Below are 25,165 nucleotides of genomic sequence, written 5' to 3'. Positions count from 1 at the left end.
CGTACATCCACATATCCGACAGGGGAGCGCAACAGCGCTGAGAGTGCGGCAACCGGGCCGCAGACCCTCTGAACCTCGCCCAGGTCATTCTGGGTAGGAAGTTCGGTCATCACCGTGAACACCAAGAAGCACTGGGCTGTCGTCGTCGGCCTCGGCCTGCTCACGCTGTCCGCGTGCGGCTCGTCCGGCGGCGCCTCCGCCACCGGTTCCAAGACCGTCACCCTGGTCAGCCACGACTCGTGGGCCGTCTCGAAGAACGTCCTCGCCGACTTCGAGAAGCAGTCCGGCTACAAGGTCCACGTCCTCAAGGACGGCGACGCCGGGCAGGCCGTCAACAAGGCGATCCTGACCAAGGACAACCCCCAGGGCGACGTCTTCTTCGGCGTCGACAACACCCTGCTCTCCCGGGCGCTCGACAACGGGCTGTTCCAGTCGTACGAGGCGAAGGGCAGCGACCTGGTCAAGCCGGAGTTCCGCGTCGACCAGACCAAGCACCGGGTCACGCCCATCGACTCCGGCGACATCTGCGTCAACTACGACAAGGCGTACTTCAGCAAGCACGGGCTGACCCCGCCGCAGTCCTTCGACGACCTGGTCAAGCCCGAGTACAAGAACCTCCTCGTCACCGAGAACGCCGCCACCTCCTCGCCCGGCCTCGGCTTCCTGCTCGCCACCGCCGCGCAGTACGGGGATGGGGGCACCTCCCGCTCGAGCGAAGCCGAGAGTGGGGGAGGATGGCAGGCCTACTGGACGAAGCTCAAGGCCAACGGCGTGAAGGTCGTCGACGGCTGGGAACAGGCCTACAACCAGGAGTTCTCCGGGTCCGCCGGGGGCAAGAAGGCCAAGGCCGACCGGCCCCTCGTCGTCTCCTACGCCTCCTCGCCGCCCGCCGAGGTCATCTACGCCGACCCGAAGCCCACGACCGCGCCCACCGGGACCTCGTACGGCACCTGCTTCCGGCAGATCGAGTACGCGGGGCTGCTGAGCAACGCCCGCAACACCAAGGGCGGCAAGGCCTTCATCGACTTCCTGCTCACCAAGGAGTTCCAGGAGGACATGCCGCTGAACATGTACGTCTACCCGGTTCGGGAGGGCGCGCGGGTGCCGGCGGAGTTCGAGAAGTACGGGAAGCAGGCCCCGCACCCCGAGACCATGGCCCCCACGAAGATCGCCGCCAACCGTGACCAGTGGGTCAAGTCGTGGACGTCACTCGTACTGAAGTAGCCACCCGCCCCTTCGGGAAGAGGGGCCGGCGCGGGAGCGCGGCGCGGCTCGGGCTCCTGGCCGTGCCCCTCGCGTTCTTCGCGCTGTTCTTCGCCTGGCCCGTCGCCGCGATCGTGGCACGCGGCCTCAAGGTCGACGGGGCGTGGCAGGTCGGCCGCATCGTGGACGTCGTCACCCAGGCCGACATCCGGCACGTGCTGTGGTTCACCACCTGGCAGGCGCTCGCCTCCACGGCGCTCACGCTCCTGGTCGCGCTCCCCGGCGCGTATGTCTTCGCGCGCTTCGACTTCCCCGGCAAGCAGGTCCTGCGGGCCGTCGTCACCGTCCCCTTCGTGCTGCCGACGGTGGTCGTCGGCACCGCCTTCCTCGCCCTCGTCGGCCGGGGCGGGCTGCTCGACGAACTGTGGGGCGTACGGCTGGACACCACCGTGTGGGCGATTCTGCTGGCGCACGTCTTCTTCAACTACGCGGTCGTCGTACGCACCGTCGGCGGACTGTGGGCCCAGCTGGACCCGCGCCAGGAGGAGGCCGCGCGGATGCTGGGGGCCTCGCCGCTCGGGGCCTGGCGCCGGGTCACGCTGCCCGCGCTCGCGCCCGCCGTTGCCGCCGCCGCACTGATGGTGTTCCTGTTCACCTTCACCTCCTTCGGCGTCGTCCAGATCCTCGGCGGGCCGACCTTCTCCACCCTCGAGGTCGAGATCTACCGGCAGACCTCCGAGATCTTCGACCTGTCCACCGCCGCCGTGCTCACGATCGTCCAGTTCCTGGCCGTCGGCGCGATCCTCGCCGTGCACGCCTGGACGGTACGGCGGCGGGAGACCGCCCTGCGGCTCGTGGACGCGTCCGTGACGGCCCGGCGGCCGCGCGGGGCGGGCCAGTGGGCGCTGCTGGCCGGCGTCCTCACCACCGTCGCCGTACTGCTCCTGCTGCCGCTGGCCGTGCTGGTGCAACGGTCCCTCGGCGCGCCGGAGTTCCGCTACTACCGGGCACTGACGAGCGAGGACGGCGGCACCTTCCTCGTCCCGCCGATCGACACGATCGGCAACTCCCTGCAGTACGCCCTCGCCGCCACCGCCATCGCCGTGGTGATCGGCGGCCTGGCCGGCGCCGCGCTGGCCCGCCGGGACGCAGGGCGGCTGGTGCGCGCCTTCGACGCGCTGCTGATGCTGCCGCTGGGCGTCTCCGCGGTGACCGTCGGCTTCGGCTTCCTGATCGCCCTCGACAAGCCCCCGCTGGACCTGCGCCAGTCCTGGATCCTGGTGCCGCTCGCGCAGGCGCTGGTGGGCGTCCCCTTCGTCGTACGGACCATGCTGCCGGTGCTGCGGGCCGTGGACGCGCGGCTGCGGGAGGCTGCCGCCGTGCTCGGAGCCTCGCCCTGGCGGGTGTGGCGGGAGGTCGATCTGCCGCTGGTGCGGCGGGCGTTGCTGGTCGCGGCCGGGTTCGCGTTCGCCGTCTCGCTGGGGGAGTTCGGGGCGACCGTGTTCATCGCCCGGCCCGACAACCCGACCCTGCCGGTCGCCGTGGCCCGTCTGCTCGGGCGGCCCGGCGATCTCAACTACGGCCAGGCGATGGCCCTTTCGACGATCCTGATGGTGGTGTGCGCGGTGGCGCTGCTGGTGCTGGAGCGGCTCCGTACCGAACGGACCGGGGAGTTCTAGATGCCGCAGAGCCTGTTGAGCCTGACAGACGCGACCGTCCGCTTCGGCGGGCGGGCCGTGCTCGACGCCGTCGGCCTCGACGTCGCCGAGCACGAGGTGGTGTGCGTGCTGGGGCCGAGCGGCAGCGGCAAGTCGACGCTGCTGCGGGCGGTGGCGGGACTGCAACGGCTCGACGGCGGGCGGGTGTTCCTCGACGGGCGCGACCAGACGGCGGTGCCCGCGCACCGGCGCGGGGTCGGTCTGATGTTCCAGGACCACCAGCTCTTCCCGCAGCGGGACGTGGGCGGGAACGTCGCCTTCGGCCTCCGGATGCACGGCGCGTCCAGGAGCGAACAGGCCGAGCGGGTACGGGAGTTGCTGGAGCTCGTCGGCCTGCCGGGTGCCGCGCGCCGGGCCGTGGCCTCGCTCTCCGGCGGGGAACAGCAGCGCGTGGCGCTCGCCCGGGCCCTGGCGCCCCGGCCCCGGCTGCTGATGCTCGACGAGCCGCTCGGCCAGCTCGACCGCTCGCTGCGGGAGCGACTGGTCGTCGAACTGCGGGAACTGTTCGGCCGGTTGGGCACCACCGTGCTCGCCGTGACGCACGACCAGGGCGAGGCCTTCGCGCTCGCCGACCGGGTCGTGGTGATGCGGGACGGGCGGATCGCCCAGTCCGGTACGCCTCTGGAGGTCTGGCAGCGGCCTGCGGACGAGTTCGTGGCACGTTTCCTCGGCTTCGACAACGTCGTGGAGGGCACGGTCGCGGGGGAGGCGGCGGACACGCCCTGGGGCAAGGTGCCGGTACCTGCGGACGCCCCGCAGGGCACCCGCGGCCTCCTCGTCCGGCCGGCCGGCGTCCGGCTCGTCCCCGCCGACGAGGGCCTGCCCTGCACGGTCGCCGCGCGCACCTTCAAGGGCACCCATGTCGCCGTACACCTGCAGCCCGAGGACGCGCCCCGGCTGGAGGCGGCGTGCGCGCTGCGGGAGGCGCCGGAGGTGGGGGACACGGTCTGGGTGGAGTTCGACGCGGCGGAAATCGTGGTGCTGGGCTGACCGGTCCGCGCATAGGGTGCGCCCCATGACCTTGCTCGCACACGACCGCTACTGCGGCGAACTCGCCCACCAGGTGACCCAGTTGCGGGGCGTGGTGACCTCCGGTGCCGATCTGTCAGCGAAGGTGCCGACCTGCCCGGACTGGACCCTCGAACAACTCGTTCTGCACATGGGCGGGGTGCTGCGCTGGGTGGAGGTGTTGGTCAGGACGCGGGCCCAGGAGGACGTCCCGGACGAGGACATCCCTCGCGGGGATGGGCCTCAGACGCCCGGTGACGCCGCCGAGCTCGACGCCTGGCTCGCGGAAGCCGGTGAACTGGTCGTCGGCGCGCTCCGGGAGGCCGGGCCGGACGCCAAGGTGTGGTCGTGGGCCGGGATGCTCGGCTCCGGTTTCTGGGCCCGGCGGATGGCCCACGAGATCACCGTCCACCGGGCGGACGCCACGCTGGCCGCCGGGCTGCGTTACGAGGTCGCCCCCGACATCGCCGCTGACGCGATCGACGAGTGGCTGCAGATCGTGGGCCTGGTGGCCGAGCGCCGGGAGACGGAGCCGCCGCTCGCCGCCGGGTGCAGTCTGCACCTCCACGCGACCGACGTATCACCCGAGTTGAACGCGGAGTGGCTCGTGGAGGGGACCGAGGGGGGCATCACCTGGCGCCGCGGGCACGCGAAGGCAGACGTGGCCCTGCGCGGCCCGCTCACCTCCCTGCTCCTCGCCTTCTACCGCCGACTGTCGCTGGACAGCCCCGAGGTGGAGGTCCTCGGCGAGCGGCAGGTCCTCGAACTCTGGCTGGAACGGGCGACGTTCGGCTGAACGACGAAGGCCCGTCCCCCGGGGATACGGGGTCGGGCCTTCGCGGTGTTATTGGGTGAGGCGTCAGCGGCCGCTGTTCGCCCCACGACGGCGCATGCCGTAGAACACGGCACCGCCGCCGACGACGACCAGGGCGCCCGCGACACCGGCGATCAGGCCGGTGTTGGAGTTCGCACCGGTCTCGGCGAGGTTGGAGCTACCGGCCGCCGGGGACGGGGCGTTGGACGGCGTGCCCGCCGGAGCGGAGCTGCTGCCCGTGGCCGACGGGGTCGGGGACGCCGAGGCCGGCGTCGACGCCGACGGGGTGGCCGACGGAGACGGCGAGCTCTTCGAGCAACCCTCGGCCGGGGTGGTCAGGTTCGGGTTGATGTCCTTGTCCAGGATCTGGCCGTTCGGGCCGGCCGAGACGTGGATGCGGTACTCGGCCTTCGGCGCCCAGTTCTCGTTGAAGGTAACGGTCGTCCCCTCGGCCGAGCCCTTGACCACCAGCGGCTGGCCGACCGGGGTCTCGCTGCCAGCAGGGCTCTTCAGGTACACGGTGATGGTGGCCGCAGTACCGAAGCGATCCTTGTCGGTGACGACGATGCTGCCCTTGCCGCCCTCGCACTTCGCTTCGGCGGAGAACTCAGTGATGGTGCAGGCGAGCGCGGAGCCCGCGGCGCTCACGGCGAGCGCGGTCGAGGCCGCGGCGACGCCCAGGATCTGAACGGAACGTCGGGCGGTACGGCGAGATATGGTCACTTTTGCCCTTCACGGGGTACGCAACTGAGGGGGGTTGTCAGAGATGTGAGGCAACAGTGAGGTGAGGCTTCACACTCCCCAGGAGGCTCACAGGTCTATAAGTGTTCCATAAGGAGTGTCAACGCATATGCTCTGCACGGTCGTTGGCTTTACTCCGTTATTAACCGCAGATACGTTTCAACGCCCCCGGTGCCTCCTCGATCCGGTCAACGAGGGCGATACGGGACTCCATCGAGCGTTCCCGGGCGAGTGACCGCAAGAGGGGCCAGGCCGGCAGCCGCTCCGTCCAGTGCTCCCTGTCGACGAGCACCATCGGCGTCGGCTCGCCGCGCGACTCGTAGTAGTTGGGCGTCGCGTTGTCGAAGATCTCCTGCACGGTCCCCGCGGCGCCCGGCAGGAAGACCACGCCGGCGTTGCACCGGGCCAGCAGACCGTCCTCGCGGGTGGCGTTGGCGAAGTACTTGGCGATGTGCGACGCGAAGGGGTTCGGCGGCTCGTGGCCGTAGAACCAGGTGGGGATGCCGATGGAGTGGTTGCCCTTCGGCCAGCGGGCGCGCACCTCGAAGGCCGCCCGGGCCCACTCGGTGATCGAGGGGGTGAACGAGGGCGAAACGCTGAGGAGTTGGCACGCCTCGTCCAGCATCGCGTCCTCGTACGGCGCCGCGTAAGCGCCCAGGTTCGCCGCCTCCATCGCGCCGGGTCCGCCGCCCGTCGCCACGGTCAGCCCGGCTCGGCTCAGCTCCCGGCCGAGGCGCGCGGCGCCGGCGTACGCCTCCGTGCCGCGTGCCATCGCGTGGCCGCCCATGACGCCCACCACCCGTGCGCCGCGCAGGAGTTCGTCGAGGGTGTCGGAGACGGAGTCGTCGTGGACGGCCCGCAGCATCGAGGCGTATATGTCGCCGTCGGCCTTGGTGCGCTGGAACCAGGCGTAGGCGAGGGCGTCCGGTGTCCGCTCGTAGCCCTTTTCCAGGGAGGCGAACAGTTCGTCGGCGGTGTAGAGACGGCCGCGGTACGGATCGAAGGGCAGGTGCGGGACCGGTGGGAAGACCAGGGCGCCGTCGGTCCTGATCTTCGACTCGGCCTCCGTCCGCATCGGGCACCCGAGGAAGACCGCGCCCGCGGTGTCCGTGCCGAGCAACTCCCGTGTCCGGTCCGTCAGATCGACGCCCTGGACCCGGTAGCCGGTGAGGGTGCCGCGGGCCGAGACGGTCGCGTCGAAGTCCTCGAGCGTCTCGATCTCGTGCTCGTCGTGGTGGGCCGCATGGGCCGGGCTCGTCTGCACGGGCCCATGCTAGGCACCACGTGGGTTCAGCCCTGGACCGCCGCCGGGTCCATCCACATGACCTCCCAGGAGTGGCCGTCGAGGTCGTCGAAGGAGCGGCCGTACATGTAACCCTGGTCCTGGACGTCGTCGTTTGCCCTGCCGCCCGCGGCGACGGCCTTCTCGACCAGCTCGTCGACCTTCTCGCGGCTCTCGGCGCTCAGACACAGCAGCACCTCGCTGGTCCGCGTGGAGTCGGCGATCTCCTTCTTGGTGAAGTTGGCGTAGTGCCGCTTGCTGAGCAGCATCACGACGATCGTGTCGCTGATCATCACGCAGGTGCTGTCCTCGCCGCTGAACTGCGGGTTGATCGCGAAACCCAGCTCCGTGAAGAACTTCTTCGACGCGTCGACGTCGTCGGTGGCCAGGTTCACGAAGATCATCTGCTGGTACATGTCGGGTCTCTCCCATCGGGCGGTGTGTGCTGTTCGGTGGGGTAGACGGGCGCCGCGTGCGGAAGTCATCGGCGGCAGCGGTTTTTCTTCGCGCGAGGTTTCGTGCGGGTTCTTCGCGCCGGGTTCAGTGGGTCAGGGGGAGGGCCGCCAGTTCGGCGACGACGAGGGTCAGGGGGCCGAAGAGGGCCAGCAGCGCGGCGGCGCGGAGGCCGGCGGCGCCGCGCAGCATCGTGGCGGGGGCGCCGAGGCGGAGCAGGGCGGCGGTGGTGTCGGCCCGGGACTGCCTCGCCTCCACGGTGGCGGTGAGGAGCGTGGCGACGGTGCAGCCGGTCACCAGGAGCATGCCGAGGGTGGTGAGGGGGCCGACGTCGGGTTCCGCGGGGTCGTAGAGCGCGGTCATGGCGTACGCGGTGGAGGCGACGGCGCAGACGACGCCCAGGGGGCGGCCGATGCGGCCGGCCTCCTCCATGAGGACGCGGCCCGCGAGGAGACGGAGGGCGCCGGGGCGGGCGGACTGGAGGAGGCGGCCGGCGAGGTGGGTGAGGGCGGGGGCGGCGAGGGCCAGACCGAGGGCGGTCAGGGCGACGCCGATGAGGATGGTGGGGGTACCGGTGATCAGGCCGCCGGGGAGTTTGACGGTGGAGGCTTGTGCGGTGCGGCTCGTGTAGGCCTCCACGGCCAGACCCGCGGCGACGGTGGCGATGCCCCAGGGGAGTCCGGAGGGGGCGGTGCGCGGGGTCGGGGGCCGGGTGGGGTCCGGGTCCGGTGTGGCCGTGTCCGCCGCGGGGGCCGGTTCACTCACCGGTGCCGGCGGGGTGTCCTGGTCCTGTCCCTCGGGAACGGCCTCGGCGGCGGGGCGCCGCCTCCGGGCGCCGAACCTGCCGTACGCCCCGAAGGTCTCCCGCGCGCCCGAGTGGCCGTACGCGTGTGCCGGGCCCCGCGTGGTGGCGGGGCGGGTGTCTCGCGGGCGCAGGACGAGGGCCACGGCCGTCGACGCGATGGCGGGGACCAGGGCCAGGAGGGTCAGGGACGCCGGGACGGGGAGCGGCATGCCGGAGGCGAGGAAGGACGCCGCGCCTCCGTCGAAGGGCATGCCGGTCAGGTCGCCCCGGAGGTGGAGGAAGAGGAGCAGGGCCAGCAGGGAGCCCAGGGTGGTGGACAGGGCCGTCGTCGTCGCGGCGATGACCATCAGGCGGGCCGGGCCCAGACCGATGGCCGAGAGACCCGGGCGGGGCTTGGTCGCCGGGTCCGTACGGGAGACCGCCACCGCGAGGTGGACCGTGGCCGCGAGGGGCGTCAGGCACCAGGCCAGGCGCAGGGCGGCGGAGGAGGGGGCGTCGGGGTGGCTCAGGGCGTAGCCGAGGCTGCTCAGCAGGAGGAAGCCCGTACCCGCCGCGGCCAGGGTCACCAGCAGGCGGCGCAGGTGGACGGCCGGGCGGGCGGTGCGCGTCAGACGGAGAGCGAGCACGCGGCCCCCTGGCCCTCCGGCTCGGCCCCTCGGGCCGCCGGCTGGGTTCTTCGGCTCTCCCGCCGGGTCCCGGGGCCGTCCGAGCCCCGCGCGTCCGCGTCGGCCATCGGGGGCAGATGGACCGTCTTCACCTGGCGGCCGTCCAGCAGGGACACCGTGCGGTCGGCGAGGGACGCCGTTTCCGGGTCGTGAGTCGCGAGGACCACGGTGATGCCGTGGGAACGGGCCGCGGTCGTCAGCGTCCGCAGCACGTGCGTCCGGTCCGCCCGGTGGAGGGGGGCCGTCGGCTCGTCGGCGAACAGGATCGTCGGCGCGAGAGCCAGGGCGCGGGCGATCGAGACGCGCTGGCGTTCCGCCTGGGTGAGTCGGTGCGGGCGGTCGCGGGCCCGGTCGCCGACGTCGAGGCGTTCCAGCCATTCCAGGGCGGCCGTCCTGGCGCGCCGACGGCTCGTGCCGCGCAGCATCAGGGGGAGAGCGGCGTTCTCCCAGGTGTTGAGTTCCGGTACGAGGACCGGGGCGGGGTCGATCCAGCCGAAGCGGTCGCGGCGCAGGCGTTCCCGGGTGAGCGGGCCCATCGTGTGGACCGGCACGCTGTTGAACCAGATCTCGCCGCGCTGGGCCGGCACCAGCCCGGCGAGGCAGCGCAGCAATGTCGTCTTGCCGCTGCCGCGCGGCCCGCTGACGGCGAGGATCTCGCCCTCCTGGACGCCGATGGAGACGCCGAGCAGAGCGGGCGAGCCGTCGCTGTGCTGGAAGTGCAGGGTGCGTGCCCAGAGCACGTCGTTGTCCGGCGGGGCCACCATGGGCGTACACCTCGAGTCAGATCCGTTTTTGCCGTGCCGTTCCCCCGTGCGGGGGAACGAAGGCAGGGCCGGTCGGTCACTCGCACGCTAGGCAGGCATCGCCCGGAGGCCGGAGAGCACACGGCCCCGGGCGCCCGTTTCTCACTCGAACGGGCGGCACCGGGGCCGTTGTTGATCACAGAGTCAGCTCATCAGAGCTTCGTCCACGCCTCCGTCAGGGTCGCGCGCAGGATCTGCTCGATCTCGTCGAAGGTGTCCTGGTTGGAGATCAGCGGCGGGGCGAGCTGGACGACCGGGTCACCGCGGTCGTCGGCACGGCAGTACAGGCCGTTGTCGAACAGGGCCTTCGACAGGAAGCCGTACAGGACGCGCTCGGTCTCCTCGTCGTTGAAGGACTCCTTGGTGGCCTTGTCCTTGACCAGCTCGATGCCGTAGAAGAAGCCGTTGCCGCGGACGTCGCCGACGATCGGCAGGTCGTGCAGCTTCTGCAGGGTGGACAGGAAGGCGCCCTCGTTGTCGAGCACGTGCTGGTTGAGGCCCTCGCGCTCGAACAGGTCGAGGTTGGCGAGGCCGACCGCGGCCGAGACCGGGTGGCCGCCGAAGGTGTAGCCGTGCAGGAAGGTGTTGTCGCCCTTGTAGAACGGCTCGGCCAGCCGGTCGGAGACGATGCACGCGCCGATCGGGGAGTAGCCCGAGGTCATGCCCTTGGCGCAGGTGATCATGTCCGGGACGTAGCCGAACTTGTCGCAGGCGAACATCGTGCCCAGGCGGCCGAAGGCGCAGATGACCTCGTCCGACACGAGCAGCACGTCGTACTGGTCGCAGATCTCGCGCACCCGCTGGAAGTAGCCGGGCGGGGGCGGGAAGCAGCCGCCGGCGTTCTGCACGGGCTCCAGGAAGACCGCGGCGACCGTCTCCGGGCCCTCGAAGAGGATCTGCTGCTCGATCTGGTCGGCGGCCCAGCGGCCGAAGGCCTCGGGGTCGTCGCCGTGGATCGGGGCGCGGTAGATGTTGGTGTTCGGGACCTTGTGCGCGCCCGGCACCAGCGGCTCGAAGGGGGCCTTCAGCCCCGGCAGGCCGGTGATGGACAGGGCGCCCTGCGGGGTGCCGTGGTAGGCGACCGCGCGGGATATGACCTTGTACTTGGTGGGCTTGCCGACCAGCTTGAAGTACTGCTTGGCGAGCTTCCAGGCGGTCTCCACCGCCTCGCCGCCGCCGGTGGTGAAGAAGACCTTGTTCAGGTCGCCCGGCGCGTGGTCGGCCAGCCGCTCGGCCAGTTCCACGGCCTTCGGGTGGGCGTAGGACCAGACCGGGAAGAACGCCAGCTCCTGGGCCTGCTTGAAGGCGGTCTCGGCGAGTTCCGTGCGGCCGTGACCGGCCTGGACCACGAACAGACCGGCGAGACCGTCGAGGTAGCGCTTGCCCTTGTCGTCGTAGATGTAGGTGCCCTCGCCCCGGACGATCGTCGGGACGGGGGAGTTCTCGTACGAGGACATGCGGGTGAAGTGCATCCACAGGTGGTCGTACGCGGTCTTGCTGAGGTCCTTCTGGCTCACGGTTATCGGGTTCCCCACATGTAGGTCTGCTTCTTGAGCTTGAGGTAGACGAAGCTCTCGGTGGAGCGCACGCCGGGCAGTGACCGGATGCGTTTGTTGATGACGTCCAGCAGGTGGTCGTCGTCCTCGCAGACGATCTCGGCGAGGATGTCGAACGAGCCCGCGGTCATCACCACGTACTCGACTTCCGACATGTCAGTCAGCGCGTCCGCGATCTTCTCGACATCGCCCTCGACGTTGATCCCGACCATCGCCTGCCGGCGGAAGCCCACGGTGAGCGGGTCCGTGACGGCGACGATCTGCATCACGCCCTGGTCGAGCAGCTTCTGCACGCGCTGGCGCACGGCCGCCTCGGACAGGCCCACGGCCTTGCCGATCGCGGCGTACGGGCGCCTGCCGTCCTCCTGGAGCTGCTCGATGATGGCGAGGGAGACGGCGTCCAGATGAGGGGTGCCGTTCCTGGACTCGCGGGTGGAGTCCCTGTGCTCTGCGCTTCGACTGGCCACGGCCTCACTGTGCACGACCTCTCGACAGTTCCGCAAGCCATGACCGATGAAATTCGTTGTTTACGTGACTGAGATCTGCGGAATTCGCAGGATCAATGCGAGTGGGGGTGTTGAAAACGTGGGCTCGCCGATTAGGCTGGTGTCTCAGCCAATGGACACCGAACTTGGAGGGCCGGCAGTGAGCACCGAGCTGCGTCGTCTGCGCAACTACATCAACGGTGAGTTCCGGGACGCCGCCGACGGACGGACCACCGAGGTGGTCAACCCCGTCACGGGCGAGGCGTACGCGACCGCGCCGCTGTCCGGTCAGGCGGACGTCGACGCCGCGATGGCGGCCGCCGCCGCGGCCTTCCCGGCCTGGCGCGACACGACCCCCGCCGAGCGGCAGAAGCACCTCCTGAAGATCGCCGACGCCTTCGAGGAGCGCGCCGAGGACCTGATCGCGGCCGAGGTGGAGAACACCGGCAAGCCGATCGGGCTCACGCGGTCCGAGGAGATCCCGCCGATGGTCGACCAGATCCGCTTCTTCGCGGGCGCGGCGCGGATGCTCGAGGGCCGCTCGGCCGGCGAGTACATGGACGGACTGACGTCCATCGTGCGCCGCGAGCCGGTCGGCGTCTGCGCGCAGGTCGCGCCGTGGAACTACCCGATGATGATGGCCGTGTGGAAGTTCGCGCCGGCGATCGCGGCCGGCAACACGGTGGTGCTCAAGCCGTCCGACACGACCCCGGCGTCGACCGTGTTGATCGCGGAGATCATCGGCGAGATCCTGCCGAAGGGCGTCTTCAACGTCATCACCGGCGACCGGGAGACGGGCCGCCTCATGGTCGAGCACGAGACCCCGGCGATGGCGTCCATCACCGGGTCCGTACGGGCCGGCATGCAGGTCGCCGAGTCCGCGTCCAAGGACCTCAAGCGGGTGCACCTGGAACTGGGCGGCAAGGCGCCGGTCGTCGTCTTCGAGGACACGGACATCGCCAAGGCCGTGGAGGGCATCTCCGTGGCCGGGTTCTTCAACGCCGGGCAGGACTGTACGGCGGCCACCCGCGTACTCGTCCAGGACTCCATCCACGACGAGTTCGTGGCCGCGCTGGCGAAGGCGGCGGCCGAGACCAAGACCGGTCAGCCGGACGACGAGGACGTGCTGTTCGGACCGCTGAACAACCCCAACCAGCTCAAGCAGGTCACCGGGTTCATCGAGCGGCTGCCCGCCCACGCCAAGGTCGAGGCCGGTGGCCACCAGGTCGGTGAGAAGGGCTACTTCTACGCCCCCACCGTCGTCTCCGGGCTCCGGCAGGACGACGAGATCATCCAGAAGGAGGTCTTCGGACCCGTCATCACCGTCCAGTCCTTCCGGGACGAGGACCAGGCCGTCGAGTGGGCCAACGGCGTCGAGTACGCCCTCGCCTCCTCGGTGTGGACCAAGGACCACGCCCGCGCCATGCGGATGTCCAAGAAGCTCGACTTCGGCTGCGTGTGGATCAACACCCACATCCCGCTGGTCGCCGAGATGCCCCACGGCGGCTTCAAGAAGTCGGGCTACGGCAAGGACCTGTCGGGGTACGGCTTCGAGGACTACACCCGGATCAAGCACGTGATGACCTCGCTGGAGGCCTAGGAAGCAGGGGCCGGCATCGACAAAGTGTCCGGCCCCGCCGCCTCCGCTTCACGCGGCGCCGATTGCCGGTGCGCGGGCGGGGCGGCATGCTGCGGCCATGCCGATCACACAGCGGAACCCCTCGCCCTCCCGCCGGTCCCTGCTGCGCGCGTTGGGCGCAGCAGCGGTGCTCGGCGGCCTGGCCGGCTGTGGGGTGCCCGCCGCGTACGTACGGCCCGGCGAGCGAGCCGTCACCGACACCTCGGCCGAGGACAAGCGGCTGACCTGGGCGAACTGGCCCCTCTACATCGACGTCGACGACCACGACCCCAACCGGCGGCCGACGCTCGACGCCTTCGAGAAGCGCACGGGGATCTCCGTCGAGTACACCGAGGAGATCAACGACAACGACGAGTTCTTCGGCAAGATCAGCCCCGCCCTGATGAACCACCAGCAGACCGGCCGGGACCTGATCGTGATGTCGGACTGGATGTGCGCGCGGTTCGTACGGCTGGGCTGGGTCCAGGAGATGGACCGGAGCGGGCAGCCGAACGTGGCCAAGTACCTTGACCCGCAGCTGCGTTCGCCCGCCTTCGACCCCGGCCGCACCTACACGGTGCCGTGGCAGTCGGGCATCACCGGCATCGCGTACGACCGCAGGAGGCTCGGCCGCGAGATACGGCACGTCTCCGACCTGTGGGCGAAGGACCTCAAGGGTCGGGTGACCCTTCTCTCCGGGCTGGACGAGGCGTTCGCGCTGCTGATGCAGGGCAACGGCGTCGACATCACCCGGTGGACCGCCGCCGACTTCGACACGGTGTGCGACCAGGTGGAGAGGTACGTGGCCGACGGCCGGATCCGCCGCTTCACCGGCAACGACTACACCAAGGACCTGGTCAGCGGTGACGTCCTGGCCTGTCAGGCCTACTCCGGCGACGTCATCCAGCTCCAGGCCGACAACCCCCACATCCGCTTCGTCGTCCCCGAGGAGGGCGCCGAGCTGTGGTCGGACTCCCTGATGATCCCCGACCGGGCCCGGCACAAGCGCAACGCGGAACGGCTCGTCGACCACTACTACGAGCCCGAGGTCGCCGCCCAACTCGCCACCTGGGTCAACTACGTCTGTCCCGTCCCGGCGGCCCGCGAGGTCCTCGCCGCCGCCAAGGACAAGGACACCGCCGCACTCGCCGAGAACCCGCTGATCTTCCCCGACGCCGGCATGCGCCAACGGCTGGCGATCGCGCGGGACATCACGTCCGCGGAGCGGGTGGAGTTCGCGAAGCGGTGGAACGGGATCGTGGGGTTGTGACGGCAACTACAGGCGAGCTTGCGGTAGTTGCCGCTCGTCCCGTCGTCGACGGGTTCCGTCCGAGGGCTTGACGGAAGCGGAGGGAGGGCTGACTCTTCCGACAGGGCCGAACATCCTTCAACAACATTCCCCCACAGTTCCCCCCGCGTTGGGGCTCGTCCCGCGGAGCCGCCATGTCCACTCGCCCCCTTACCCTGAAGACGCTCGGCCGTCTCCTCACCATGGCCGCCGTCATCTGCGCCACCCAGGTGGTCGTCGCCCCCGCGCAGCCGGCCGCGGCCGCCACCAGCCAGTTCAAGGGCGTCAACTGGGCGGACACCCGCGACAACTACAACACCGGGTGGGTGATCCCGGACGGCCTGGCCGCCTCGGACAGCTACGCGCAGGTCTACTCGGTCGCCGACACCTACATCAAGGTGTTCCAGTCCAACCTCGGTGCCAACACCGTGCGCCTGCCGATCAATCCGCCCAGCGTCAGCCAGTCCTGGTGGGGCGCCTACCGCGGGGCGATCGACGCCGCGCTCGCGGACGGCATGAAGGTGATCATCAGCGCGTGGACAGAGAAGACCAGCGTGGGCACGGTCACCGACATGACGGCGTGGAAGTCCATGTGGTCCACCGTCGTCGGCGCCTACGGCGGCAACGGCAACGTGTACTTCGAGCCGCTGAACGAGCCCTACGGTTACTCACTGAGCCAGTGGGTCTCGGTCTGCTCCTCCTGGCTCTCCCAGTTCTCCAACGTCCCCCGAAGCCGCGTCGTCATCAGCGGCACGGGCTACAACGACAACGTGACGGGCGTCGGCGCCTCCTCCGCCCTCAGCGGCACCCTGCTGTCCCTGCACTACTACGGCTACTGGAACAGCTACACCAGGGAATCCTCCTGGGTGTCGGACCTCAAGAACCGTATCGGCGGCTACACCGGCCGCACACTCGTCGACGAGTTCGGCGCCCCGATGACCACCGGCACCAACTACCTGACCGACCACGACAACGGCCAGTTCCAGTCGTACCTCGCCGCGGTGACCGACACCGCCCGCTCGGAGGGAATGGGCAGCGTCTACTGGCCGGCCCTGCGCACAGGTGACTCCTACTCGCTGCAAGCCCACAACGGCAGCGGCCTGTCGAACACCAACACCTCCGGCGTCGGCCAGGTCCGCTGGGGCTGGGGCTACTGACGCCCTGAGGGACTTCTCGTCCGGCCACGCGGTGCTCGACCCGCTCACGGGTGCCCCCGTACAGTTCGTCGACGAGTCCGCCCCGGCCCGCCTCGGTGCGGGCGGCCTCGGCGTCGACTCCCGCGGATTCGGCCTGCTGGACGCAGCCCGGCACGGGCTGGCGAGACCTCGTGATGGCCGGGGAAGAGGGGCCCGCTCGGGGTCTGCCACGGCCGCTTCCCGGGTACGGCCCCGCACACGACGGCGCCCCGGTGGTCAGCGACAGACGCCGACCGCCGGGGCGCGTGCGGACGCCCTGAGTTCAGGAGGAGTTGGCGTTGGACGGGCCGAAGAACTCGATCTCCGCGATGGCCACCTGCTTGGTGGCGTCGGCGCCGTAGGCCGACTCGATGGTGAAGCGGACCGCGGTGACCTTGCCGACGCGGAACGGCTCGCGCTGGCCGCCGGGCCCTTGGTCGAGGTTGAGTTGGCGGGTGATCTTCTTGCCGTCGGCCAGGGTGACGGTGGCCTCGATCCGGTGCGGGCGGGCCGACTGCTGGAGCTGCTCGGCGCGGGTCGAGACGCCCGGCGTGATGATCAGGTCCAGGAGCCGGGTCGGCTGGTCGAACCTGGCCTCGATCCACTGGCCCTGGCCCGACTCCGACACCCCCGGACCCCACCACGTGTTGCTGAGCTTGTCGAAGGCCAGGGCGGGCTTGTGGCCCGGGTAGGAGCGGGAGGCGCTGTAGCCGTCCGGGTCGACGGGGGCGCGCTTGGAGAAGTGGTCGCGGGTCGCCTGGATGCCCTGGGGGAGGTTCACGGCCCCCACGATCAGCAGGGTCAGCACGACCGCCGCGCCCACCCAGGTCAGCACGCGGTCGAAGGCGCGGCGCAGCCGGGGGCGGTCGCCGGCCCACGGGGTCTCCCGGTTGCCGGCCCCGAACAGCCGCCGCCACCAGGGCAGACGGCCCGGTGCCTGGGCCTCGCCGGCCATGGGCATCGCGCAGCGGGTGCAGAAGTGCCGGTCGGGGCGGTTGCGGGTGCCGCACCAGGGACAGGGGGTGCCGCCGTCGGCGCCGAGGTCCTCGCCGGGCGCCCGCACCACCTGCGGCCGCTGGGGGGCGGGACGTCCGGGCAGGACCGGGGCGACGGAGGGGGCCGCGGCGGGGCGGGGCTCCGGGTCGTCCACCGGGACGAGAAGCCGGCGCGCGCGGTCGGTCATGCCGTCGTCGGCTACGGGGGTGTCCGGTGCCGAGGAGACCTCGGGGATCGGCGTCGTGGCGGCCGCGGCGGGGACGGGTTCCGTGGAGGCCGTGTCGTCGGTGGGCGGGGTGGAGTTCGGCGGGGCGGGGGCCTCGGCGGACTCCGGTGCGGGCCGGGGGGCGGACGCAGGGGAAGGGGCCTCGGGGGCGGGGTGGTCGTCACCGGGGTCGGGGGCGGTCCGCGTCTCGGTGTCCGGGACCGCGCTGGCCGTGCCCGCGACCAGCAGGTCCCTCGGGGTACGGGCCAGCCCGGTGCCGCCGTCGGGCCGCGAGAAGGCGTCCCAGCCGGGGTCGGCGGAGGCGGGCGGGCCCGAGGGCGTGACCGGCGCACCGCTGTCCGGGGCTGCCGGGGAGGCCCCCGCACCCTCTTCGGATCCGGCCGTGGCGGTGCTCACCCGACCGGGCCCGCCGCTCGCCGCACGGGGATCGCCGCCGGCTCCCGGAGAGTCGGTCACCGTGTCGCGTCCCTCGCGCGGACCCGCCGTAGCGCCGGAAGGAGCGCCCGCCGCCCGGCCGGCCTTCCCCTCCCGGTCCGTCCAGCTGAGCACCGCTCCGCAGGCGTCGCAGAATGACTGGCCCGGTTCCGCGCGGGTGCCGCATTCGGCGCAGTTCTGGGTGGTCGTCATGGGGACGGGGTCCTTTCGGCGGGAGCGGTGGCGGTCACCTGGACCGTGTAGGGCATGTGGGCGGGGCGGGCGGCCGCCACGAGGGTGTCCAGGCGGTGCTGGTCCGCCGGGGTGGGCGCGGGCAGACGCAGATGGACGTGGAGGCGGGGGCGGGGCGTGCCGGGGAACGGGCCGAGGGGGCGGGCGCTCCAGGACGCCCCGCCGCTCTCCGTGATCTCCGGTTCCACCCCGAACGCCAGCCGGACGGCCTCCGAGAGCCCGCGGCGCGTACCGCGGATGCGGTGCAGGTACGCCGCCGCGGCCACGGCCGCCCGCAGCAGCGGCTCCGGTTCACCGCCGTCCGTCTCGGCGCCCACCCAACCGCCCAGCCACTGGACGAAGTCGAGCGGCGCCAGCGACGGCCGGAAGTAGGTGTCCAGGCAGTCCAGGACGCTGTGGATCGGCGCGACCACCTCGTCGAGCCCCGCGACGAACCGCTGGGCCAGGTCGTCCTCCGCGAAGACGGCCGGCAGCATCATGCCGATGGGCGCCGAGGAGTCGAGGCCGTCGATGGACCCCCTCATGCGCCGTCCCCGATCACCCTCACCCGGTGGTCGAACGAGAACACCAGCGACGGGGCGGAGAGGTCGATCCGGTCCGTCGCCTCGCCCCGCTTGCCCGTGAGCGGGTCCGCCGGATGCAGGACCACCTCGTCGACCAGTTCCACGCCGGGTACGCGCTGCAGCACCGCGAACACCTCCCCCGACTGGACGGGACGGCCGAACGGCCAGCCCGTGCCGTTCGCGCCGCCGGTCAGCGGGTCCAGGTGGCGGTACAGCGCGTCGTGGGCCTCGCGGCGCACCTTGTCCGTGTCGACGCCCCGGAAGGCGTGCACGGTGGCGACGACGGTCACGCCCTGGTAGTACGGCGGCCCGACCGCCAACCTGGTCCCGATCAACCGTCGTTCGTCCAGGTGGCGCGTGATGCGGTCCAACAGGGCGTCACCGGGCACCAGTTGCTCGAAGCGCAGCCGGCCGCCGGGGTCGGGGACCGCCTGCGGCACCACCAACACCCGTACGGCGTAGGCGCCGTGCTCACCCTCCTCGCCCTCCAGGCAGGTGATTCGGGCGGTCTCCGGAGCGGCGCGGCGGGCCAGCTCCTCGTAGTCCCTGAGCGTCACCGCCCGCTCCTGGGCGCGCAGCGTGATCGGCGCCCGGACCTTCGCCTCCTCGACCGTCTCGCCGTCCACCCCGCCCCGCGCGGCCTCGCGGTTGACGACCTCGGAGACGTACGGGATGGAGGTGCGCAGGATCTGCACCGCGCCCCGCGCCACGTTCCCGGCCCGGCCGCCGCCGGTGCGGTAGCGGCGGGCGCGGATCGGCGACCCCTTGGGCGCGACCGTGCCGTACTGGCGCAGGGAGCCGTCCGGTTCGCGCACCGCAGGGCCGAAGGCGATCTCGCCGGTCGTCGCGTCGAGGGTGATGTGCCGGTCGTACGGTCCCGAGCCCGCGAAGGTGGGGACGACCCGCCAGTCCACCCAGCCCTCGTGCTCGGCCGTCTGCAGCAGCACCGGCGGGTCGTCGCCGACCACGGGCGCGTTCGCGAGGCGCAGCCGCTGCCCGGGCAGGCCCGTCGACTCGCCGAGCGCCTCGTCGTACACCGTCTCCGCGTGCACGGCGGCCGTGGTGCCGCCGATGGTGAAGGCCTCGGCGGCACGGATGGTCGGCGAGGTCGTGTAGAAGGGCTGGCCGGGCAGCGGTTCGGTGACCCGGCAGCGGATCCAGCCGCCCTCCTGACCGGCGTTGCGGGACAGGACGTGCCCGCCGGGGACGTGCAGGACCACCTCACCCGGGCGGTTGAGGCCGCCCGTGCCGTCCCGGTCGACCTCGCAGGGCTGCCAGCCGTCCGCGGTCCACGCCTCCCACACCAGCGGCGGCTGCCGCGGGTCCACGCCGACGCCGTCCACCCGGCTGTCCAGGTCCAGCACGACCGCGCAGTGCGGCACGGCCGCGCTCAGCCCGAGCAGCATGCAGTCACCGGGGTCCGGCGACTCCGAGAAGCACAGCAGGTCCTTGTCGTCCTCGGCCAGGTCGTGCGTCCGGTCCGCCGCCGGCTCGCCCTGGTGCTGCACCAGCAGATGCCGCAACGCGCAGGGTACGACGATCAGTTCGCGTTCCGTGGCGAAGACCACCGCCTCCTCGCTCTCGGTGCGCATGGTCGCCACCTCGGTGCCCACCGGCACCGGGATCGCCTCCTCCTGGGGTGCCGACAGCCAGAACGTCACGTCCGTGCGGGCCGCCGACGGCGGGAACAGGGTGATCCCGACCAGGTCCAGGAAGGCCAGATGGTTCTTCTCCGGCACCCGGTTGAGCCGGTAGACGATCTGGTCCGCCATGTGCGCCACCGTCTCGACGAGGGTGACGCCGGGGTCGGAGACGTTGTGGTCGGTCCACTCCGGGGCGCGCTGCTGGATGTAGCGCTTGGCGTCGTCGACGAACTGCTGGAAGCGGCGGTCGTCGAGATTGGGGGAGGGCAGGGCCATCAGCGATCGCTTTCAGGAGCCGGACGGACCAGCGGTGCCGGCCGCGCCGGGACTGTCGGGCTCGTCGTGGGACGGAATGACGTAGAACGGGAAGACCAGGCTGCGCGGGTTGTTGGTGCCGCGGATCGAGTAGCGGACGTCGATGAACAGCACGCTCTGGTCGCCGCCGGCCGTGACCTCGACGTCCTCGACCTCGATGCGCGGCTCCCAGCGGTCCAGGCTGACGTGCACCTCGTGCTGGATCCGGCCCGCGGTCTGCTCGTTGACCGGCGCGAACACCAGGTCGTGGATCGCGCAGCCGAAGTCCGGGCGCATCGGCCGCTCGCCCGGCGCGGTCGACAGGACCAGCCGGATCGCCTCCTCGATCTCCCGCTCCCCGCTGACCAGCGCGATCCCGCCGGTCGGCCCGATGCGCAACGGGAACGACCAGCCGGAGCCGACGAACTGCTCGGCCATCAGGAACGCACCTGCCTTTCAGGGAGGGGGAGTCGAAGGACCCGGCTCACGGGATCACCATCGGCACCGGGATGGTCGTGACGCCGAACACGGGTGAACCGACGAGCGTGGTCGGCGCCTTGATGGTCGTGTTGACGGCCGACGTGATCTGCACGGTGCCCCCGCCGGTGAGGTTCGCGACACCGGCCGCGCTCAGGTTCAGGGCGCCCACCGCGTTCACCCCGATCTCGCCCGCGGCCCGTACGTTGACCATGCCGCCGCCCTCGATGCTCAGCGGGCCGCCGCTCTTGATGGTCAGCGCGCGCCGTGCACTGAGTGTGAGGTCGGTGCCGGCCTCCACGGACACCGACCGGCTGCCCTTGATGGTGACGGAACCCTTGCTGTCCACGACGATCTCGGTCTTCGTCCGGTCCAGGAACACCGTCAGCTGCTTGTCCCCGGAGATCAGCCGCACACCCTGCTTGCGCAGCCCGGTCTTCTGGCTGAGCAGGTCCATCCGGTTGCCGTCCCGGTCGGAGACGGTGTGCCGGCTCGCCTTCTTCCGCACGGTGTCGTGCAGCGGCACATCGCTCACCACGGTCGGCTTGTCCCGGCCGTTGTAGAGCCCGCCGATCACGAACGGATGGTCCAGCGCGCCCCGGTCGAAGGCGACCAGCACCTCGTCGTTCACGTCCAGCGGGAAGATCCCGCCCCCGTCGAGACCGCCCATCTGCACGGTCCGCGTCCAGTCACTGACGTAGGTGTCGTCCAGCCACGGGAACTGGAGCTTCACCCGCCCCTGCTTCAGCGGGTCGTTGACATCGGTGACCAGGGCGTTCGCCACACTCGGCAGCTTGGGCGCGGTGTCCGCCCCGCCCGAGGCCAGCCCGTACAGCGACCGCCACTGCCGGCCGCTGACCGTCACCCACGCCTCGTAGTGCTTGCCGTCGCCGAAGACGTGCCGGACCGACGTCACCGTGTACTTGCCCTCGAAGGGCACCCCGACGTCCGCGAGCGCCACCGGAACTCCCGGCCGCAGCTTGGGATTTCCGCGCGCGACGACCTCCAGCTCGGCGAACGAGCCGGTGACGTCGTCGGCGAGGGCGTCGGCCGCGAACTTCACCTCGGTCTGCTTGTCGTAGGGCGTGCCCGTCTCCACGAGCTTGGCCGAGGTGAACTTGCCGGCCGCCGCGCCCGGCGAAGTCCCGATGGTGATACCGGGGTTGGCGGTAGCGGGCGAGGTGGCGGTGAGCTTCTTCTTCGTCGTCACGTCCCACCCGCGCGACTCGACCTTGCCCACCTGGTCGGCGGCGGTGACCGCGGCCCGCAGCCGCAGGATGTCGTGCCCGGCCTGCAGCACGAACGGACTCTTGTCCCCGTCGGTGCTCGGAGAGGGCGCCCCGGAAGCCGACTTGGGCTTCACGAACTGGAACCTGCCGTCCGCGTCGACGGACATCACCATCTCGTTCTCGTCGGCGAGCCGCGCGAGGAAGTCCCAGTCCGTCACATTGGACTGGGAGATGAACTCGTACACGGTCTTCGTCGACTCGATCCGCCCGATCGGCACCCCGTCCTGGGCGGCCAGCTTGCGGGCGATGTCGGACGCGCTCTGGTTGCGGTAGGCGGCCACCCGGCGCTGCCGCAGCAGCCGGTGCCCGAGGTCGTAGCCGCGGATCACGGTGTACGAGCCGGTGCCGTCGTAGTCGGCCTCCAGCCCCGTCACCTCACCGGTCAGCAGCGGATCCCCGGCCCCCTCACCGTCCGCCACGGGCGCGAACACCACCTTGGTGCCGAAGGTGATGTTCAGCTTGCCCAGCAGCAGCCGGTACGGGTCACGGAAGGTGAGCCGGAACGCGGCCGGGACGCCGACGCCCTGGTCGACGTAACTGTCCACCAGGTCGGGCGCGAACTCCGGCGGCAGCTTGGCGCCACCGATCTTCACGTCGACGACATTGGAGAAGGCGGACTGCACCATCAGGTACGCACCTCCTCGGCGGCCGGCAGCACGAGTTCGATGCCGGTCGGCAACTGCCCCGGATCGTCGATGCCGTTGGCCTCGGCGATGGAACGCCAGGCGGCCGCGTTGCCGTACTCCCGCCAGGCCAGCGACTGCAGGGAGTCGCCCGCCACGGTCCGGTGCACGCGCTGCGCGGTGAGCGCGCCCGAGGTCGGGTTCTGCCCCTTGGTCTTGCTGGGGATCTCGTGCAACTGCAGCCTGCACGTGGCCCGGATGGGCACACCGGTCGTCGAGAACAGCGTGTAACTGGCCTCGACCGAGCTGACGTACGCCGTGAACCGGGCCGTCGAGAACGATCCCCACTGGAAGACCACCCACGGCGGCGACGGCTGCTTGGCGGCGATGCTCTTGCTCGTCACCTCGCAGCAGGCCAGCAGCGACTCGACCTTCTTCAGGACGGTGTTGCTGGTCGGCTCGTCGGAGGTGTCGAGGAAGATCTCCACGCTCATCTCGCGCGGCTCGGCCCCCATGAACTCCGGGAGCGGGCCGTCCCGTTCGATCTGTGCCGGGGTCACCTTCCACTGCGCGCGGCGGGTCAGCGACAGCTGCGCCGGATTGAAGTCGAAGCCGAACGTCTTGATGATCCCGCCGGGCGTCCTGCTCTTGCCCTTCGGCGGTTCGTGGATCGCGAGCGTGGCGCGCACGAGGCTCTTGCCGGCGCCGCCCTTGCTGCCCTTGGCCATGGTCGGTACCGCTCCTCAGTCCGTGAACCCGTGGTGGGCGATCTCCAGCACCTCGGTCGCGACGGCGGGGCTGGCCGGGTCGAGGGAGGGGCCGGTCCAGCTGACCGGCAGCACGTCGATCAGCCCCCACCGCGCGACTTCCGAACCGTCCGCCCTGAGCGCCGCGATCTGCGCCGTGGGGCGCTTGATGCCGGTCTGCACGGAGGAGATCCACTTCGCGACCTTCGCCGTGTCGGGCGTCAGCGGCCGGGTCAGCCGGATGTTGGAGAACGTCACCCGGGTCGGCAACTGCCACACGAACCCGTTGTTGCCGCCCTCCTGGCGCTGCTCGACCTCCACCTGCGACGACAGCCCCTCGCATCCGTTGAAGTAGCCGAGGCTCTCGCCGTCGATGCTGAGGGTGAACCAGATGGTGGAGCCCGGGTCCTGGCGGGACATCGCGGCGGGCCTTTCTGTCGTTCGGGATGGGCGGTCAGTGGCGCGGATCGCGGAGTCTGCCGATGCGTTCGCGGTCCAGACGGAGTTCGGTGCGGATCAGGCGGGTGATGCGGCCGATGATCCGGTGCACCAGCTCGTCGAGCTGGAAGTCGGTGAGCTCACGGGGGTCGAAGGCGCCGGCGGGGGTCTCCGTGTAGGCGGGCGGTGGGGTGGCCCCGGGGGTGTACGGCGGGGGCGGTTCGTACGGGGGTGGGGCGGCCGCGGACGCGGTGTACGCGGGCGGAGGCCCGGCGTGGCGAGAGGCGGAACGGTTGGCCGGGCTGGGCGCGGTGGCGGCGACCACGGCTGCCGCCGAGGCGGCGAGCGTGCCCGTGACGGACTTCGCCGGAGGCTTGGCCGGGGCCTTGGTTCTCTTGCCGAGGCGCTGGACGACGGGCGCGGGGGTGTGGGGCACGGCCGGGGGTGAAGTGAGGGGGGCCACGGGGAGGGGGGCGGGCGCGGCTGAGCCCGTGGTCCGGGGGGCGGGCTGACGCAAGGGGGCGACCTTGAGGGGGGTGGTGGCTGCCGCTGTGCGCTGGACGGGCGGGGTGGGGAGGGTGGGCGCGGAGGTGGTTGGGGTGGAGCTGCGTTGGACTGGTGTGGGGGGGTGGGGAGTTGGGGTCGTGATTGTGGTGGAAGGGGTGGTGTCCACGGGGAGCTGGGGCTCGAGGGGGGTGGGTGAGGAAGAGGCCGCGGGCCGGGGCGATGTGGGGGCGGTGGCAGGGGTGGGGCTGCCGAGGAGGGGAGTGGTGTCGGTCGGGGGCGTGCGCAGGGGGGCGCCCAGGGCGGGGCGGCGTGCAGTGGAAGCGGCGGCCGGGGTTGGGATCGGAGAGCTTTGTGCGGTGGTGGAGGGGGAGGGGGCGGATATGGCGCGTTGGATGGCGGGCAGTGGGGTGTGGTGCGTCGGCTCGGGCGAGGGAGTGGTGGTTCGTGCGGGTGAGCCGGGGCGGGGCGGGGTGGGGTTTGGTGGTGCCGGACGGCTCTGGACCGGTGCGGCGGGTGGAGTTGGGCTGGGAACAGCCCGGTTGGGGGTGACCGTTTCCGCGCGCGGATGTGCCGAGGGGGCCGGCTGGGATGCGATCGGGGCTCCGAGGCCCGGGCGGGGCGCTGGGCGGGTGGTGCTTCGCTGGATGGGGGGTGCCGGGAGGGGCGACGTGGGTGCGGGACGCGGGGAGTCGGCCTGGCCCGGGGTGGGGGGCTCGGGCGCGCGCTGAATGGGTGCGCTGACGGAAGTCGCCGGGGTCGAGGCGGAGTTGGTCGTGGGCTCTGTCGGGGAAGGGGCAGTTGGGGCGTTGGTCGGGGCGGAGGCGTGCCGCTGTACCGGTGTGGGAGCGGAGGTCGGCTGCGATGCGGGGCTGGTGTCGCTGTCAGGGGATGCGGCAGCCGTCGGGCCGGTTGCCGTGCGCTGAGCCGGTGCGCTGACGGAAGTCGCCGGGGTCGAGGCGGAGTTGGTCGTGGGCTCTGTCGGGGAAGCGGCAGTTGGGGCGTTGGTCGGGGCGGAGGCGTGCCGCTGTACCGGTGTGGGAGCGGAGGTCGGCTGCGATGCGGGGCTGGTGTCGCTGTCAGGGG

The 25,165-nt window shown here is 71.4% G+C and carries 22 protein-coding genes and 1 riboswitch; of the genes, 7 read left to right on the top strand and 15 right to left on the bottom strand.

Features of this window, described 5'->3' with window-relative positions; genetic code table 11:
* The first annotated feature begins 10 nt into the window (after nt 1–10).
* Nucleotides 11–118, top strand: a riboswitch (TPP riboswitch).
* The 4 genes from ACIRVK_RS13385 to ACIRVK_RS13370 all read left to right on the top strand — a co-directional run bounded on the left by ACIRVK_RS13385 (nt 115) and on the right by ACIRVK_RS13370 (nt 4,725).
* Nucleotides 115–1,224 carry a thiamine ABC transporter substrate binding subunit gene (locus tag ACIRVK_RS13385; RefSeq protein ID WP_404246343.1) on the top strand — a complete coding sequence of 370 codons (1,110 nt, stop codon included), beginning with the start codon at nt 115–117 and terminating at the stop codon, nt 1,222–1,224. It overlaps the preceding riboswitch by 4 nt.
* A gap of 56 nt (nt 1,225–1,280) precedes the next feature.
* A complete protein-coding gene (locus ACIRVK_RS13380) occupies nt 1,281–2,882 on the top strand; it encodes an ABC transporter permease (protein WP_404246655.1) in 1,602 nt (533 codons plus the stop codon).
* Complete coding sequence (locus ACIRVK_RS13375) at nt 2,883–3,911, top strand: ABC transporter ATP-binding protein (protein WP_404246341.1); 1,029 nt, start codon at nt 2,883–2,885, stop codon at nt 3,909–3,911.
* Between the two features lie 25 nt (nt 3,912–3,936).
* Entirely contained in the window at nt 3,937–4,725 is a 789-nt protein-coding gene (locus ACIRVK_RS13370; RefSeq protein WP_404246339.1) for a maleylpyruvate isomerase family mycothiol-dependent enzyme, read from the top strand.
* Between the two features lie 63 nt (nt 4,726–4,788).
* Here ACIRVK_RS13370 and ACIRVK_RS13365 read toward each other — a convergent pair whose 3' ends face one another.
* The 7 genes from ACIRVK_RS13365 to ACIRVK_RS13335 all read right to left on the bottom strand — a co-directional run bounded on the left by ACIRVK_RS13365 (nt 4,789) and on the right by ACIRVK_RS13335 (nt 11,530).
* The gene (locus tag ACIRVK_RS13365; protein WP_404246337.1) at nt 4,789–5,466 is read right to left on the bottom strand and encodes an LAETG motif-containing sortase-dependent surface protein; all 678 of its coding nucleotides are present in this window, start codon (nt 5,464–5,466) and stop codon (nt 4,789–4,791) included.
* 160 nt (nt 5,467–5,626) lie between these two features.
* Nucleotides 5,627–6,748, bottom strand: a complete 1,122-nt coding sequence (locus tag ACIRVK_RS13360; protein ID WP_404246335.1) for an LOG family protein — start codon at nt 6,746–6,748, stop codon at nt 5,627–5,629.
* 26 nt (nt 6,749–6,774) lie between these two features.
* Nucleotides 6,775–7,182 carry a VOC family protein gene (locus ACIRVK_RS13355; RefSeq protein ID WP_404246333.1) on the bottom strand — a complete coding sequence of 136 codons (408 nt, stop codon included), beginning with the start codon at nt 7,180–7,182 and terminating at the stop codon, nt 6,775–6,777.
* Nucleotides 7,183–7,306: 124 nt separating this feature from the next.
* Nucleotides 7,307–8,650: a hypothetical protein gene (locus ACIRVK_RS13350; RefSeq protein WP_404246331.1), complete on the bottom strand. Its 1,344-nt coding sequence runs from the start codon at nt 8,648–8,650 to the stop codon at nt 7,307–7,309.
* Nucleotides 8,632–9,453 (bottom strand): ABC transporter ATP-binding protein, encoded by an 822-nt coding sequence (locus ACIRVK_RS13345; RefSeq protein ID WP_404246329.1) that lies wholly within the window; start codon nt 9,451–9,453, stop codon nt 8,632–8,634. Before ACIRVK_RS13345 ends, ACIRVK_RS13350 begins: the two co-directional genes overlap by 19 nt.
* A gap of 191 nt (nt 9,454–9,644) precedes the next feature.
* Nucleotides 9,645–11,009 carry an aspartate aminotransferase family protein gene (locus ACIRVK_RS13340; RefSeq protein ID WP_404246327.1) on the bottom strand — a complete coding sequence of 455 codons (1,365 nt, stop codon included), beginning with the start codon at nt 11,007–11,009 and terminating at the stop codon, nt 9,645–9,647.
* A gap of 2 nt (nt 11,010–11,011) precedes the next feature.
* Nucleotides 11,012–11,530 carry an Lrp/AsnC family transcriptional regulator gene (locus tag ACIRVK_RS13335; protein WP_404246325.1) on the bottom strand — a complete coding sequence of 173 codons (519 nt, stop codon included), beginning with the start codon at nt 11,528–11,530 and terminating at the stop codon, nt 11,012–11,014.
* 163 nt (nt 11,531–11,693) lie between these two features.
* Between ACIRVK_RS13335 and ACIRVK_RS13330 the strand changes: the two genes are divergently transcribed.
* The 3 genes from ACIRVK_RS13330 (at nt 11,694) to ACIRVK_RS13320 (ending at nt 15,596) form a co-directional block, all read left to right on the top strand.
* Nucleotides 11,694–13,133, top strand: coding sequence for a gamma-aminobutyraldehyde dehydrogenase (locus ACIRVK_RS13330; protein WP_404246324.1), 1,440 nt, complete (start codon nt 11,694–11,696; stop codon nt 13,131–13,133).
* Between the two features lie 97 nt (nt 13,134–13,230).
* Complete coding sequence (locus ACIRVK_RS13325) at nt 13,231–14,421, top strand: extracellular solute-binding protein (RefSeq protein WP_404246321.1); 1,191 nt, start codon at nt 13,231–13,233, stop codon at nt 14,419–14,421.
* Between the two features lie 173 nt (nt 14,422–14,594).
* Nucleotides 14,595–15,596, top strand: coding sequence for a cellulase family glycosylhydrolase (locus tag ACIRVK_RS13320; RefSeq protein ID WP_404246318.1), 1,002 nt, complete (start codon nt 14,595–14,597; stop codon nt 15,594–15,596).
* Between the two features lie 301 nt (nt 15,597–15,897).
* Here ACIRVK_RS13320 and ACIRVK_RS13315 read toward each other — a convergent pair whose 3' ends face one another.
* The 8 genes from ACIRVK_RS13315 to ACIRVK_RS13280 are packed head-to-tail and all read right to left on the bottom strand — an operon-like array spanning nt 15,898 to nt 24,011.
* Nucleotides 15,898–17,463, bottom strand: a complete 1,566-nt coding sequence (locus tag ACIRVK_RS13315) for an NADase-type glycan-binding domain-containing protein (RefSeq protein WP_404246316.1) — start codon at nt 17,461–17,463, stop codon at nt 15,898–15,900.
* A complete protein-coding gene (locus ACIRVK_RS13310) occupies nt 17,460–18,026 on the bottom strand; it encodes a phage tail protein (protein WP_404246314.1) in 567 nt (188 codons plus the stop codon). Before ACIRVK_RS13310 ends, ACIRVK_RS13315 begins: the two co-directional genes overlap by 4 nt.
* On the bottom strand, nt 18,023–19,984 hold the full coding sequence (locus ACIRVK_RS13305; protein ID WP_404246312.1) for a putative baseplate assembly protein: 1,962 nt from the start codon (nt 19,982–19,984) through the stop codon (nt 18,023–18,025). The genes ACIRVK_RS13310 and ACIRVK_RS13305 overlap by 4 nt, the downstream gene beginning before the upstream one ends.
* 12 nt (nt 19,985–19,996) lie before the next feature.
* Entirely contained in the window at nt 19,997–20,440 is a 444-nt protein-coding gene (locus ACIRVK_RS13300) for a GPW/gp25 family protein (RefSeq protein WP_404246310.1), read from the bottom strand.
* A 46-nt stretch (nt 20,441–20,486) separates the two neighbouring features.
* Complete coding sequence (locus ACIRVK_RS13295; protein WP_404246308.1) at nt 20,487–22,394, bottom strand: VgrG-related protein; 1,908 nt, start codon at nt 22,392–22,394, stop codon at nt 20,487–20,489.
* The gene (locus ACIRVK_RS13290) at nt 22,394–23,119 is read right to left on the bottom strand and encodes a peptidase M23 (RefSeq protein ID WP_404246305.1); all 726 of its coding nucleotides are present in this window, start codon (nt 23,117–23,119) and stop codon (nt 22,394–22,396) included. Before ACIRVK_RS13290 ends, ACIRVK_RS13295 begins: the two co-directional genes overlap by 1 nt.
* A 15-nt stretch (nt 23,120–23,134) precedes the next feature.
* Entirely contained in the window at nt 23,135–23,557 is a 423-nt protein-coding gene (locus ACIRVK_RS13285; RefSeq protein WP_404246303.1) for a phage tail protein, read from the bottom strand.
* A 34-nt stretch (nt 23,558–23,591) separates the two neighbouring features.
* A complete protein-coding gene (locus tag ACIRVK_RS13280) occupies nt 23,592–24,011 on the bottom strand; it encodes a hypothetical protein (protein WP_404246301.1) in 420 nt (139 codons plus the stop codon).
* Nucleotides 24,012–25,165: the final 1,154 nt, after the last annotated feature.

The sequence above is a fragment of the Streptomyces sp. NPDC101152 genome (assembly GCF_044768275.1).
Classification (GTDB): domain Bacteria; phylum Actinomycetota; class Actinomycetes; order Streptomycetales; family Streptomycetaceae; genus Streptomyces.
The sequence above is the reverse complement of the archived record's forward strand: the minus strand, read 5'-3'. Positions and strand labels throughout refer to the sequence as shown.